Below are 12,417 nucleotides of genomic sequence, written 5' to 3'. Positions count from 1 at the left end.
TCTCGGTCGGCTGTTACCCGCGATCGCCAGGCCACGCCCTCTGGGGCATCAAGCTGCATCGCTACCGCTCCCGACAGGCGTGTAGGAATTTGCCTGACACGCGCCGGCTCGCAGGCTTACAGCGCTTACATCCAAACGCTGATTCAAGTTTTGCACGCGGACTTCCAGAATCCATTCCATGGTGAACGGCAAGGCAATTGGCCCCCAAACACCGTTCAATTCAACGAATTACGTCTGGAGTCCAACATGACCAACGAGCAAATGCTGACTGCAATCCGGGAAGCCAACATGACCTATTTGATGCTGGCCCAGAACCTGATCCGCCAGGACCGGGCCGAGGCCCTCTTCCGTCTGGGCATGTCCGAAGACGCCGCTGAACTGATCAGCACGCTGTCGCCGGCACAGATCCTCAAGATCGCTTCCGGCAACATGCTGCTGTGCCGCTTCCGGGTGGATGACGACATCGTGTGGAACCTGCTGACCAACCACACCACCAGCAAGGTCGACAACGATGCCACCACCAAGCTGCACGCCAGCATCCTGATGGCCGGCCGTTTTGCCGAAGCCATGTAAGACCCACCCCCATTCGGAGCACCACCATGGCCACCAAAAGCGTACTGAACGATTCCAAGCAAGTTGAACGCGCCGTCGCGCTGATCCAGCTGGGCGCCCGCCTGCAGGTTCTGGAGAGCGAGACCGACCTGTCGTACGAACGACTGCTGCGCCTGTACAAGGAAGTCGCCGGACGCTCGCCCAGCAAAGGCCAGTTGCCGTTTTCCACCGAGTGGTTCCTGACCTGGCAGCCCAATATCCATGCCTCGCTGTTCCAGAACACCTACGAGTACCTGACCAAGGTCAGTGCCATGGAAGACATCGAGGCCATCATGAAGGCCTACCGGCTGTACACCGAGCAGATCGCTGCCTGTGGCGTGGAGCCCCTGCTGACCATTACGCGCGCCTGGCGCCTGGTGAAGTTCATCGACAACAACATGCTGTCCATGACCAAGTGCTCCAAATGCGGCGGCCATTTCGTGAGCGAGGCCTACGAGAACTCCCGCCATTTCGAATGCGGCCTGTGCACACCACCGGCCCGTGCGGGCAAAGGAGCCACAACAGGCGGAATCCTGCTGCACTGATCGCTACGAAATTCATAGCTATCCACGCAACAACGAAGGCATCTACAGCCCATTTTCGCCCCAAAAATGGGGCAAAACCATGGCCTCAACCCAGCGGGCCGTGACTGTTGCATAAAAATTCAAGAGCCCCCCGATTGGGTCGATATGATGGATTGAGGCCCTGAAAAGCCACCCTCTTCAACCCTTAAAGCCGCTGGCTTGGCTGTCACAATGCTCCCATGTTTGTAATCATCGGTTGGCTGATCGTTCTGGTTTGCGTCTTTGGCGTGTACGTCTTCCACGGCGGAAATGTCATGGTGCTGTTGCTCGCGCTGCCGTTCGAACTCATCACCATTGGCGGCGCCACCGTGGGCGCTTTCCTGGCCAACAACCAGATGAAGGTGGTCAAAGCCACCATGCGGGGCATTGGCGCGTGCTTCAAGGGCAGCAAATACACCAAAGCCCGGTACATGGAGTTGATGGCCCTGATGTACGACATCCTGCAAAAAGCCCGCAAGGAAGGCCTGATGGCCATTGAAAAGGACGTGGAAACGCCCGAAGAATCGGATCTGTTCAAGAAATACCCCACCGTCGGCAGCGACCACCACGTCGTGGAATTCATTACCGACTACCTGCGCATGATGGTTTCCGGCAACCTCAACGCGCACGAGATCGAGTCCCTGATGGACAGCGAAATCGAAACCCACCACGCGGAAGAGCACGCGGCGGTTGCCGCCCTGCAGCGCGTCGCGGGCGCATTGCCGGCGTTCGGTATTGTTGCGGCGGTTCTGGGCGTGGTGAACACCATGGGGTCGGTAGGACAACCGCCCGCGGTGTTGGGCGGCATGATCGCCTCGGCGCTGGTGGGCACGTTTCTGGGGATTTTGCTGGCTTACGCCTTCGCCGAGCCACTGGCCGGCGTTCTGGAGCAAAAGGTGGAGGATGCCGGCAAGGAATTGCAGTGCATCAAGACCACCCTGCTGGCCAGCATGCAAGGGTACAACCCCGCGACCGCCATCGAGTTTGGCCGCAAGGTGCTGTATTCCACGGAGCGCCCAACCTTCCTCGAGCTGGAAAGCTACGTCAAGGGCAAGAAGTAGGGCCATGGGAGGGTAAACATGGCCGGAGACTCGAAAAAACTCCAACCCATCATCATCAAGCGGGTCAAGAAAAAGGGCCACGTGGCGCATGGTGGTGCCTGGAAGATTGCCTACGCCGATTTTGTGACCGCCATGATGGCGTTCTTCCTGCTCATGTGGCTGCTGGGCAGCACCTCAGAGGGCGACAAAAAGGGACTTTCCGACTATTTCCAATCCCCCCTGAAGGTGGCGATGCAAGGCGGCCCGGGCACCGGTGCCAGCAACAGCGTCATCATGGGCGGCGGCAACGACCTGACGCAGACCGCCGGTCAGTCGCGGCGCGGCGACGGCAACGACCGCACGGCCAAGAAAATGTCGGGCGACCAAACCAAGGTCGAGGTGGCCAAACGCGACGCCAAGAAACTGGCGGCATTGAGCGCCAAGATCGCCGGGGTGATCTCCAACAACCCGAGGCTGTCCGAATTCAGTTCCCAGATCCGGTTGGAAATCACGCCAGACGGCTTGCAGATCCAAATCGTGGACGACCAGAAACGCCCCATGTTTGACAGCGGCAGCGCCACCGTGAAACCCTATATGCGCGACATCCTGCGCGAAATCGGCATCGCACTGCTGGATGTCGAGAACAAAATCAGCCTGGACGGCCACACCGACCGGGCGGCCTATGCCAACGCGGCCCGCGGTTACAGCAACTGGGAGCTGTCGGCTGACCGGGCCAACGCGTCCCGTCGGGAACTGACCGCCGCCGGCATGCCCGAAGACAAGCTGGCCCGTGTGGTCGGCATGGCGTCCAGCACATTGCTGGACCCTGCCAACCCCTTGAGTCCCAGCAACCGGCGCATCAGCATACTGGTCATGACCCGGGAGGCGGAAGAACGCCTTCTGAGCAGCCGGCACATCCCGGTGGAAGGGGAAGGCGAAACCGTCCTCCCCCAGACCGCGGCACCGGCAAAGTCACCCTCTTGAGTCTGCGAAAATACGGTCATACTCGCTTACATACAAAAATCGCCCGGGAAAGGGTAATCCATGTCAAAAGAATTGCGTTTTTTAATCGTTGATGACTTCTCCACCATGCGGCGCATTGTGCGCAACCTGCTCAAGGAGAGCGGTTATGCCGACGCAGACGAAGCCGAAGACGGTGTGGCGGCGCTGGCCAAGCTGCGCAACAGCAATTTCGATTTCGTGGTGAGTGACATCAACATGCCCAACATGAACGGCTTCCAGCTGCTGGGCGAGATCAAGAAAGACGAGAAACTCAAGCACCTGCCGGTGCTGATGGTGACGGCCGAAGCCCGCAAGGAAGACATCGTGCTGGCGGCACAGCAAGGCGCGGCCGGCTACATCGTGAAGCCCTTCACCAAGGCGACCCTGGAAGACAAGGTCAACCACATCATCACCAAGCTGGGATTGAAATAGACATGCTGCAAGAAGATCCGGTTGCTGCAGCGCCCTCGGCTTCGCCAACCACCACGCCCCCGGATGTCCATCAGCAGTTAGGCATCCTGACTCGCCAGTTGCACGACTCCCTGAACGGCCTGGGCCTGACCGAGAAGGTCAAAGGCTGGGCCGGAGAGCTGCCCGATGCCAAAAGCCGCCTGTCCTACATTGCTCGGCTGACCGGCCAGGCTGCGGAAAGGGTTCTCAACCAAGTGGACCAGGCCAAAGCCCAGCACGACCACATTGCGGCCGAAACGCGCCGCATCGGCGCCCTGATCGTCAAGGATCCGGTCGCAGCCGTGGCCAAGGGCCATGTCATGAACTTCATCACCGATGTCGAGCAGGCCAGCAACAAGGTCGACGGACACCTGACCGAAATCATGATGGCACAGGACTTTCATGACCTCACGGGGCAGGTGATTGCCAAGGTGGTCAACCTGGCGGCCAACATTGAAGAACAGCTGCTGCTGCTGCTGATCCAGACCGCCCCGCCGGAAGCGGCCGTCAAGGCCCCGGCTCCGCATGCGCAATACGTTCCGGCGCTGGATGGTCCGGTCGTCAGTCCGCAAGACAATCCCGACGTGGTGACGGACCAATCCCAGGTCGACGACCTGCTGGCCAGCCTGGGATTCTAGACCTTTTGGATTAAAGGGGGTATTTCCCCCCTTATCAGCCTTTAGTTTCCGGGGGCGCTCGCGACAATGGTGGCAACACTAAAGTCCCGCCACCATGGAATCAGGCAGTCAAGATCGCAACCTACCGGCCACCGAACGCAAACTCCGCAAAGCGCGCGAGGACGGTCAGGTCAGCCGTTCCGAAGACCTCAAGCACCTGGCCGTGCTGGGGTCTGGTACGGCAGGCCTGCTGGTGCTGGCCCCCGTACTGTTTGATCGCCTGCAGCAGAGCATGGGACAGCAGCTGTCCTTTGATGCAGCCTCCGTGCGGCAAACCGCAAGCATGCTGACCCGTCTGGCCGATGCGAGCTCCATCGGCCTGGCAGGTTGTGCCGCTTTCGCCACCATCGTGACCCTGGCTGCCGTGGCGGCATCGGTTGCATCGGGTGGCTGGGTCAACAGCCTCAAGCCCGTCATGCCCGACTTCAGCCGCGTGAACCCGCTCGCCGGGTTTGGGAACTTGTTCACCAAGAAAAAGCTGCTGTCCGTGGCCAAGATGACGCTGATGACCGTCATCCTGTTTGCCATCGCTGCCGTGTTCCTGAACTCCGGCCTGCAGACCGTGGCGTCGTTGCTGCTGCAACCCTCCACCTCTGCCATCAAGCATCTGACCGAATGGCTGATCTCTGGCATGGGTTTGCTGCTGCTGGTGCTGCTGGTGGCGGCGATGCTGGACGTGCCTCTGCAGATGTTCCTGCACAAGGGCGAACTCAAGATGTCCCACCAGGAAGTCAAGCAGGAAGGCAAGGAGTCCGACGGCAATCCCCAGATGAAGGGGAAAATGCGCCAACGGCAACGCGAACTGGCTCAAAAAAGCAGTGTCAACGCCGTACCCAAGGCCGATTTCGTGGTGATGAACCCCACCCACTTTGCCGTAGCCATTCGCTACGACGAGAAGACCATGCGCGCGCCCCAGGTCATCTCCAAGGGGGCAGACCTGCTGGCCATGAAGATCCGCGACATCGCCAAGCACCACGCGATTCCCGTACTGCAGTCACCCATGCTGGCACGGGCGCTGTACGCCAATTCGGAGCTTGACCAGGACATTCCCTCCAGCCTGTACACCGCCGTGGCGCAGGTTCTGGCCTATGTCTACAAGCTGCGCGCCGCCATGCGCGGCGATGGCCCGATGCCGGGTGAAGTGCCGCACCCCTTTGTCCCGCCCGAGCTCGACCCCCTGTCTAAAACCGTCAAGGCTGCCACAGCATGAACGCACAACTGAAATCCCTGCAGCAATGGTATGGCAACAACGCCGGACTAGTACAGGGCGCCGCGGCGCCCATGCTGGTGGTGGCGATTCTGGCCATGATGGTCCTGCCGCTGCCCCCCATCCTGCTCGATGCCTTTTTCACCATCAACATCGCCGTGGCCTTGATGGTCATGATGGTGGCGGCCTACATGATCCGGCCACTGGATTTCGCCGCATTTCCGTCCGTGCTTCTGCTCACCACGCTGATGCGCCTGTCGCTCAACGTTGCCTCCACCCGCGTGGTGCTGCTGGAAGGACATACCGGCGCCGGCGCGGCCGGTGCCGTGATTGAAGCCTTTGGCCACTTCCTGATCGGCGGCAACTTTGCCGTCGGCCTGATCGTCTTTGCCATCCTGGTGGTCATCAACTTTGTGGTGGTGACCAAGGGCTCCGAGCGCATCGCCGAAGTGTCGGCACGCTTCACCCTGGACGCCATGCCCGGCAAGCAGATGGCGGTGGACGCCGACCTCAACGCCGGCCTGATCGACGAAAAGGAAGCCAAGCGCCGGCGTGCCGAGGTGGGCGAGGAAGCGGAGTTCTTCGGCTCCATGGACGGTGCGTCCAAATTTGTCCGCGGTGACGCGATTGCGGGCATCCTGATTTTGCTCATCAATATCTTTGGCGGCTTCGCCGTCGGCATCCTGCAGCACGACCTGACGGCGTCGCAGGCCGCCAATACCTACATCCTGCTGGCGGTCGGTGACGCACTGGTGGCCCAGATTCCGGGCTTGCTGATCTCCGTGGCTGCAGCCATGGTGGTGTCGCGGGTGGGCAAGGACCACGACCTGGGCAAGCAGATCATCGGACAGATGTTCGTGTCACCCCGCGTGCTGGGCATCACAGCGACCATCATGTTCATCCTGGGCGTCATTCCCAACATGCCCCATTTCGTCTTCCTGACCATCTCCTCGGTGTTGGCTTACGGCGCCTGGGTGCTGGCGCACAAGCCCCCCCCCGTCGACCCCGCTTCGATCGCCCCGGCCCCGGCCACGGACGGCGAGGCATCCTGGGACGACCTGCAGCCGGTGGACCAACTGGGCCTGGAACTGGGTTACCGCCTGATTGCCCTGGTCGACAAAAATCGGCAAGGCGATCTGCTCACCCGCATCAAAGGCGTGCGCCGCAAGTTTGCGCAGGAAGTGGGCTTCCTGCCTCCCGCCGTCCACGTGCGTGACAACCTGGAACTCAAGCCCAGCGGCTACCGCATCACGCTGCGCGGCGTCATCGTGGGCGAGAGCGAGGCCTTCCCCGGCATGTACCTGGCCATCAACCCGGGCGGCATCACCACCCCCCTCATCGGCACGGCAACCACCGACCCGGCATTTGGCTTGCCGGCCCACTGGATCGACGAACGCCAGAAGGAAGCCGCGCAAATGGCCGGATTTACCGTGGTTGATTCCGAGACTGTGATGGCGACCCATTTGTCACACTTGATGCAAGTTCAAGCCTCCAAACTGCTCAGTCGTACAGAGACCCAACAACTCGTGGAACACGTTGCCAAACTGGCCCCCAAGCTGATCGAAGAAGTCGTGCCCAAGATGGTTTCGATCGCGGTCTTCCAAAAGGTTCTGCAATTGCTGCTGGACGAGTCGGTGCACATCCGCGACATCCGCACCATCATCGAGTCCATTGCCGAACACGCCACCTCCACCACCGACCCCGCCGAACTGGCACGCCGGGTGCGGGTGGCCCTCTCGCCCGCCATCGTGCAGCAAATCTATGGCCCGACCCGCGAACTCAATGTCATCGCCATCGATCCGGGTCTGGAGCGCCTGCTGGTGCAAGCCCTGGGCAATGCCGCAGGCCCGGCCCTGGACCCTGGCGTGGCCGACATGTTGAGCCGGCACGCCGCCGAAACCGCTATGAAACAGGAAGAAGTGGGTGTCCCCGCCTGTTTGCTGGTGCCCGATCAGATCCGCAGCGCGATTGCCCGCCTGGTGCGCCGCGTCGCCCCCCGCTTGCAGGTTCTTGCCCACAGCGAGATTCCTGAAACCCACACCATCCGCATTGGCCCGATTCTCAGAGGCGCAACATCATGAACATTCAACGCTTTACCGCCGCCACTTCCCGCGAAGCTCTCGCCAAGGCACGCATGGCCTTTGGCGAGGGAACCCTGATCCTGTCCAACCGCCCGACCGAAAACGGGGTGGAAGTAGTTGCCACGGCCGAAGACACGCTGGACTCGCTGGGTCACCACCAGGGTGCTGCGGGCCAGAAATCGTCCGGCAAGCACACCTCCGCCGGCACGCCCAGTTACCAGGAAGTCGCCAGCAAGGTGGAAGAGGACGCAGCCCAGTTGGCCATGAGCACCCTGTCCTTCCAGGACTACGTGCGTGAGCGCATGCTGCGCCGCCGCCATGAATCCACCACTGGACAGGCCGAACCCAGCCCCGCGCGCGAAGTCGCCAAGGAACGTCCACGCATCATTGCCGCCGAGCCCCTGCAGGACAACGCCCCGGCGGCCCCGAAGGCGGCAGCTGCACGCAAGCCCGCCGCGGCACCCATCCAGACAGCCAGCGTGCCGCAGGGCATTGTGGACGAGCTGCATGCCATGAAGGAGCTGATTGAGGACCGTTTCAATACCCTCACGTGGCTGGGCCAGGCACGTCAGAACCCGATCCAGTCCAACCTGATGCTCAAGCTCATCCGCGCTGGCTACTCCCCCAATCTGGCACGCACCATTCTGGAACGCATGCCGGAAGACCTGTCCGCACCGGATTCCGTGCGCTGGGTCGTGGACGTGCTGGAACGCAACCTGAAGACCGACGCCGAAGGCCCTGCCCTGCACGAAGCAGGCGGCACCTACGCACTCATCGGCGCCACCGGTGTTGGCAAGACCACCACCGCCGCCAAGCTGGCCGGCCTGTGCGCGCAGGTGCATGGCCCTGGCAGCGTGGGACTGATCACACTGGACACCTACCGCGTGGGTGCCCACGAACAGCTGCGCGCCTACGGCAAGATGCTGGGCGTGGTTGCCCATCTGGCCCACGACCGGGCCGCCTTGCAGGATTTGCTGGGCCTGTTGTCCGGCAAGAAGATGGTCCTCATCGACACCACTGGACTGGCGCCCCGCGACCCACGCAAGCGCGAACTGCTGGACCTGCTGGACCTGCCCGATGTGAAGCGCCTGCTGGTGCTCAACGCGGGCGGACACGGCGACACGCTGGACGATGCGGTGACCTCCTTCAAGTCAACCGGCGCACCGCAAGCCATTCTTTCCAAGATCGACGAAGCGGTCAAACTGGGCCCCGCCATTGACGTGGCCATCCGGCACCAGCTGGTGCTGCGCGGCGTGACCACCGGCCAGCGCGTCCCCGAAGATTGGGAAGCCGCCAACGCCTCCAAGCTCATTCGCATGTCCATGCGCACCGTTGGCAACTCCGCGTACGACCCCAAGGCCAGCGATCTCGGCTTTTTCTTCAGCCAGCCCGCAGGGCACGTTTCTGCCAGAGGACGCCTGGATGCTTGAGCACACCCTCAACCAGGCGGCCGGGCTGCTGGCACTGACGCCCCATGCGGGCCCCCAGATGCTGGCCATGGTCAGCCATGGTGACGAACAGGCCGAGCTGCCCCTGCTGTGGCGGCTCTGCCTGGCGCTGGTGGACTTTGGTTACTCGGTCACGGTTCTGGATGCCACGACCTACGAAACCGAAACCAACCCCGGCCTGGACCAGATGCTGGACGACCGGTACTGGCACGAGGATGAGGATCTCGACACCCCAGCTTGGACCGTGCTGCCGGCCGGCAGGGGCATACAAAATTTATGCGCGGTGCCAGCGCGCCGGCAACAAAACCTGCGCCAGCTGGGCCAGTTATTCCGGCATGACGGTGTGGTGATCGTTTACAGCCCGGCAGAATGGCTGGTGCCCTTGGTTGGAGAAACCGGCATTGAACCCCTGCTGGCCATGTCGTCCATGAAGTCCTCGCTGCTGACGGGTTACGTGGCTTTGAAGCGTCTGTTGATCAATGGCAAACTAGAGCCTACCATTGTCAATATGATTCAGGAACACCGTCCAGCCAAAGTCATCGCCTCAGGGGCCATGGCGACCAGCCTGAGCGAGTGTGCCAAGAACTTTCTGGGTTACGACGTGAAGGCCATCAACATTGCAGCACCCGCCGACGAGGAGCCCCCGTGCCGGAAAATCCAGGGCCTGGCCCTGCGTCTGCTGGAAAATGCCATGCCCCTGCGAAACGGTTTTCTGACCACATTGCCCGAAGCGGGCGGGGTGCATCTGCACGCTGATGATCCATTTGCAGGGAGCCATTGATGTACACAGCCAAAGGGCAGCTGGATCGCACCGCCCTGATCAAGCAATACCAACCACTGGTGCGCCGGTTGGCCCACCACATGATGGCCAAGTTGCCACCCAGCGTGGAAGTGGACGACCTGATCCAGGTAGGGTTGATCGGCCTGTCTGATGCCCTGTCCCGCTTTGAGTCCTCCCAGGGCGTGCAGTTCGAAACTTTTGCCACCCAGCGCATTCGGGGCGCCATGCTTGACGAATTGCGGGGAAATGACTGGATGTCGCGCAGTTCGCGCAAAAGCCAGAAAGACATTGAAGTCGTTCTGCGGCGCCTGGAGCACCGCCTGGGCCGCAGCCCGGCCGAGTCGGAAATCGCCACCGAACTGGGCATGAGCTTGGCAGATTACCAGAGCCTGCTGGGCAAGGTGCGGGGCACCCAACTGGTGTACCTGGAAGACATGAGCCGGGGCAACGAAGACGACGACACCTTCCTGGACCGCCATGTCGCCGACAGCGACGCCGATCCCATGAACATGCTGCGCGACCAGCGTCTGCGTGAATCCCTGGTGGCAGCCATCAAGGGCCTGCCCGAGCGGGAGCAGTACATCATGAGCATGTACTACGAGCAGGACATGAATCTCAAGGAAATTGCAGCCGTGCTCGATATCACCGAGTCCCGCGTGTGCCAGCTGCACAGCCAGTCCATCGCCCGCCTGCGGGCCAAGATGCGCTCACATTAAATACCAATGGCGTGAAACCGGGATGAACGGGCTGCCATCCCGGCAGCCCGCGCCGGCCACCTCAGGCTGAGAGCACGGTCGTGAAGGCTCCCGCTTGCCGCGCACCGCTGCCGTAGCGGCTGTGGTCGGCATAAGTCGCTTTGGGAGCGGTAGGCACCACCAGCTGCAGCGCCTGCTCCACATAGGCCGACTGGCGCAGGAGACTTTCACGCAGGGCAGGAAACCCCTGGGCCAGCGCCTTGACGCGCAGGACCCGGTTCGCAGCCCCCGGACCGCCTGGCTCCATGCTGTCCATCATCTGCACGAACTGCACGGCCAATTGCTGCAACGTGGCGCTACCCGACTGCAGCGAGGCTATATCGCCCTCCGCCACAGCGACGGAAACCTCCTTGAACTGCTGTTCAAGGAGGTCCAGTTGGTGATCTACCAAAGAATGTGACATGTCAGGGCCCTTGCACTTGGTTAGGTGCACAGGCCCGACTCAACGCGTGGTTCGGTTGAGCATTTCCTGTGCGTTGGACAACAATTTGTCGGCGATGGCTTCCGGATTGACCACATAGGTCCCATCCTGGATGGCGGCACGCACGCTTGCGACTTTCTGGGTGTCGATATCGGCAGCCTCGTTGCGGCTGGATTTCTCCAGACCCCGGGCGGCCGTGGATACGGTAACGGCGACCCCGGCAGAGCGGGTGCTTTGCGCAGCATTGGCGCCCGCTGCCGCAGCTGCACTGCCCCCTTGCGCCGATTTCTGGGCTGCAGGTGACTGGCTCTGGGTGACGGAAGCCGGAATATCTGAAGGTTGACCTATTTTCATCGTGCTCTCCAAAACTACGGTACGCGTAGCCTCGTACGATTGTTATCGGCACCATCATGGCTGACTTTAGAACTATTTGCACAAAATTTTGGGGCTAGAGGTCGATTTTGACTGTACGAGTATCCAGTACTACACCCGATGTCACCCGCCCGTTGTCCATGCGTACGCGGGCAATCTCCCCCACCACACCGGCCGACAGCGCCTGAGCGTCGGACGAAATCTGAAACCCGGTGCCTTGTGCCACCACCCGAACCTGGGCGCCCGCCTGAAACACCTGGGCTGGCTTGACCATCCCCTGACGCAAGGTCTGTCCGGTGGTCAGCAACCGGGTTGCGACCTGCCCGACCCACAGGGACCGGTCCCGCAGCACCGGGCTCATGTCTTCCGCCCAGTTCACCTCGGCCTCCACCAGATCGTTCTCGGTCAGGACCGCGCCCGACGGCACAGGGCTCTTGACCACCCAAGCGGGTCCATACGCATTCACCGTCACGGGCAGGGTGACATTCCAGCGGCTCACGCCATCCACGCAGCGCAAGCCGACCCGGGTACGCCCCCACAGTCTCGATCCCGGTGGCAGATACGGCTCAATATTGCCGCAGGCTGCCAATTTCAGCCGGCTGTCCAGGCTGCCAACCGTCACGTCCATGCGCAAGCCGGCAACACCGGCGGGCTGGGCCGCCGCGGCCGCGTTGCGCAGCCAGCTTTGCGTCATCGCCTGCAAGTCAGGCGCGGGCCCCCCTTGGGCGCAGGCCGCGCCGGCGGCAAGAACCGCGCCCACCCAGCAAACGGCGGCAGCACACCGGCTCAGGAAGGAACGGGGTTGAGTCAGACAGGACATGGTGCATCTCCAGGTATGGCGGCCCGGTCACGAACACCGCGCGACCCGAGCCTTCCAGCCAGACAACTATAGGCCGCCGTCTCCCGGCAAAACCCCCCAAATGCACCGTTTTCCCCCCTGTATTCCCGTGCTAAAAAATTAAAGCTTTTCCCATAATTGCCCCACGTCGAACCGTTTGCCCCCACTCGCAGTGTTCGATACCCGACCCA

14 protein-coding genes are annotated in these 12,417 nt (G+C 61.8%); 11 read left to right on the top strand and 3 right to left on the bottom strand.

Features of this window, described 5'->3' with window-relative positions:
• Positions 1 to 246: 246 nt before the first annotated feature.
• From flhD to AC1Q5W_RS12645, 11 genes are all read left to right on the top strand, one after another.
• Positions 247 to 573: a flagellar transcriptional regulator FlhD gene (flhD, locus tag AC1Q5W_RS12695; protein ID WP_492644976.1), complete on the top strand. Its 327-nt coding sequence runs from the start codon at positions 247 to 249 to the stop codon at positions 571 to 573.
• A gap of 26 nt (positions 574 to 599) precedes the next feature.
• Positions 600 to 1,136 carry a flagellar transcriptional regulator FlhC gene (gene flhC, locus AC1Q5W_RS12690; RefSeq protein WP_492644975.1) on the top strand — a complete coding sequence of 179 codons (537 nt, stop codon included), beginning with the start codon at positions 600 to 602 and terminating at the stop codon, positions 1,134 to 1,136.
• Positions 1,137 to 1,354: 218 nt separating this feature from the next.
• Positions 1,355 to 2,215, top strand: a complete 861-nt coding sequence (motA, locus tag AC1Q5W_RS12685; RefSeq protein ID WP_492644974.1) for a flagellar motor stator protein MotA — start codon at positions 1,355 to 1,357, stop codon at positions 2,213 to 2,215.
• Between the two features lie 18 nt (positions 2,216 to 2,233).
• Entirely contained in the window at positions 2,234 to 3,178 is a 945-nt protein-coding gene (gene motB, locus AC1Q5W_RS12680; protein ID WP_492644973.1) for a flagellar motor protein MotB, read from the top strand.
• 60 nt (positions 3,179 to 3,238) lie between these two features.
• Positions 3,239 to 3,628, top strand: a complete 390-nt coding sequence (cheY, locus tag AC1Q5W_RS12675) for a chemotaxis response regulator CheY (RefSeq protein WP_492644972.1) — start codon at positions 3,239 to 3,241, stop codon at positions 3,626 to 3,628.
• A gap of 2 nt (positions 3,629 to 3,630) precedes the next feature.
• Positions 3,631 to 4,284: a protein phosphatase CheZ gene (locus tag AC1Q5W_RS12670; protein ID WP_492644971.1), complete on the top strand. Its 654-nt coding sequence runs from the start codon at positions 3,631 to 3,633 to the stop codon at positions 4,282 to 4,284.
• A 94-nt stretch (positions 4,285 to 4,378) separates the two neighbouring features.
• Positions 4,379 to 5,533, top strand: a complete 1,155-nt coding sequence (locus AC1Q5W_RS12665; protein WP_492644970.1) for an EscU/YscU/HrcU family type III secretion system export apparatus switch protein — start codon at positions 4,379 to 4,381, stop codon at positions 5,531 to 5,533.
• The gene (flhA, locus tag AC1Q5W_RS12660) at positions 5,530 to 7,611 is read left to right on the top strand and encodes a flagellar biosynthesis protein FlhA (protein ID WP_492644969.1); all 2,082 of its coding nucleotides are present in this window, start codon (positions 5,530 to 5,532) and stop codon (positions 7,609 to 7,611) included. The genes AC1Q5W_RS12665 and flhA overlap by 4 nt, the downstream gene beginning before the upstream one ends.
• A complete protein-coding gene (gene flhF / locus AC1Q5W_RS12655) occupies positions 7,608 to 9,041 on the top strand; it encodes a flagellar biosynthesis GTPase FlhF (protein ID WP_492644968.1) in 1,434 nt (477 codons plus the stop codon). The genes flhA and flhF overlap by 4 nt, the downstream gene beginning before the upstream one ends.
• On the top strand, positions 9,034 to 9,840 hold the full coding sequence (locus tag AC1Q5W_RS12650; protein WP_492644967.1) for a hypothetical protein: 807 nt from the start codon (positions 9,034 to 9,036) through the stop codon (positions 9,838 to 9,840). The genes flhF and AC1Q5W_RS12650 overlap by 8 nt, the downstream gene beginning before the upstream one ends.
• On the top strand, positions 9,840 to 10,556 hold the full coding sequence (locus AC1Q5W_RS12645) for an RNA polymerase sigma factor FliA (protein WP_492644966.1): 717 nt from the start codon (positions 9,840 to 9,842) through the stop codon (positions 10,554 to 10,556). Before AC1Q5W_RS12650 ends, AC1Q5W_RS12645 begins: the two co-directional genes overlap by 1 nt.
• A gap of 61 nt (positions 10,557 to 10,617) precedes the next feature.
• Here AC1Q5W_RS12645 and AC1Q5W_RS12640 read toward each other — a convergent pair whose 3' ends face one another.
• From AC1Q5W_RS12640 to flgA, 3 genes are all read right to left on the bottom strand, one after another.
• Complete coding sequence (locus AC1Q5W_RS12640) at positions 10,618 to 10,998, bottom strand: hypothetical protein (RefSeq protein ID WP_492644965.1); 381 nt, start codon at positions 10,996 to 10,998, stop codon at positions 10,618 to 10,620.
• A gap of 39 nt (positions 10,999 to 11,037) precedes the next feature.
• The gene (gene flgM, locus AC1Q5W_RS12635; RefSeq protein ID WP_492644964.1) at positions 11,038 to 11,370 is read right to left on the bottom strand and encodes a flagellar biosynthesis anti-sigma factor FlgM; all 333 of its coding nucleotides are present in this window, start codon (positions 11,368 to 11,370) and stop codon (positions 11,038 to 11,040) included.
• 94 nt (positions 11,371 to 11,464) lie between these two features.
• Positions 11,465 to 12,208, bottom strand: a complete 744-nt coding sequence (gene flgA, locus AC1Q5W_RS12630) for a flagellar basal body P-ring formation chaperone FlgA (RefSeq protein ID WP_492644963.1) — start codon at positions 12,206 to 12,208, stop codon at positions 11,465 to 11,467.
• Positions 12,209 to 12,417: the final 209 nt, after the last annotated feature.

This window comes from Rhodoferax sp. MLSD5-FHT05B10, from assembly GCF_058793415.1.
The sequence above is the reverse complement of the archived record's forward strand: the minus strand, read 5'-3'. Positions and strand labels throughout refer to the sequence as shown.

What these genes read in the sequence shown, in the direction of transcription:
- AC1Q5W_RS12645 (WP_492644966.1), top strand. Translation starts at nt 9,840, where the DNA reads ATGTACACAGCCAAAGGGCAGCTGGATCGCACCGCCCTGATCAAGCAA.
- motA (WP_492644974.1), top strand. Translation starts at nt 1,355, where the DNA reads ATGTTTGTAATCATCGGTTGGCTGATCGTTCTGGTTTGCGTCTTTGGC.
- flhD (WP_492644976.1), top strand. Translation starts at nt 247, where the DNA reads ATGACCAACGAGCAAATGCTGACTGCAATCCGGGAAGCCAACATGACC.
- AC1Q5W_RS12665 (WP_492644970.1), top strand. Translation starts at nt 4,379, where the DNA reads ATGGAATCAGGCAGTCAAGATCGCAACCTACCGGCCACCGAACGCAAA.
- AC1Q5W_RS12650 (WP_492644967.1), top strand. Translation starts at nt 9,034, where the DNA reads ATGCTTGAGCACACCCTCAACCAGGCGGCCGGGCTGCTGGCACTGACG.
- flhA (WP_492644969.1), top strand. Translation starts at nt 5,530, where the DNA reads ATGAACGCACAACTGAAATCCCTGCAGCAATGGTATGGCAACAACGCC.
- cheY (WP_492644972.1), top strand. Translation starts at nt 3,239, where the DNA reads ATGTCAAAAGAATTGCGTTTTTTAATCGTTGATGACTTCTCCACCATG.
- AC1Q5W_RS12670 (WP_492644971.1), top strand. Translation starts at nt 3,631, where the DNA reads ATGCTGCAAGAAGATCCGGTTGCTGCAGCGCCCTCGGCTTCGCCAACC.
- flhF (WP_492644968.1), top strand. Translation starts at nt 7,608, where the DNA reads ATGAACATTCAACGCTTTACCGCCGCCACTTCCCGCGAAGCTCTCGCC.
- motB (WP_492644973.1), top strand. Translation starts at nt 2,234, where the DNA reads ATGGCCGGAGACTCGAAAAAACTCCAACCCATCATCATCAAGCGGGTC.
- AC1Q5W_RS12640 (WP_492644965.1), bottom strand. Translation starts at nt 10,998, where the DNA reads ATGTCACATTCTTTGGTAGATCACCAACTGGACCTCCTTGAACAGCAG.
- flgM (WP_492644964.1), bottom strand. Translation starts at nt 11,370, where the DNA reads ATGAAAATAGGTCAACCTTCAGATATTCCGGCTTCCGTCACCCAGAGC.
- flgA (WP_492644963.1), bottom strand. Translation starts at nt 12,208, where the DNA reads ATGTCCTGTCTGACTCAACCCCGTTCCTTCCTGAGCCGGTGTGCTGCC.
- flhC (WP_492644975.1), top strand. Translation starts at nt 600, where the DNA reads ATGGCCACCAAAAGCGTACTGAACGATTCCAAGCAAGTTGAACGCGCC.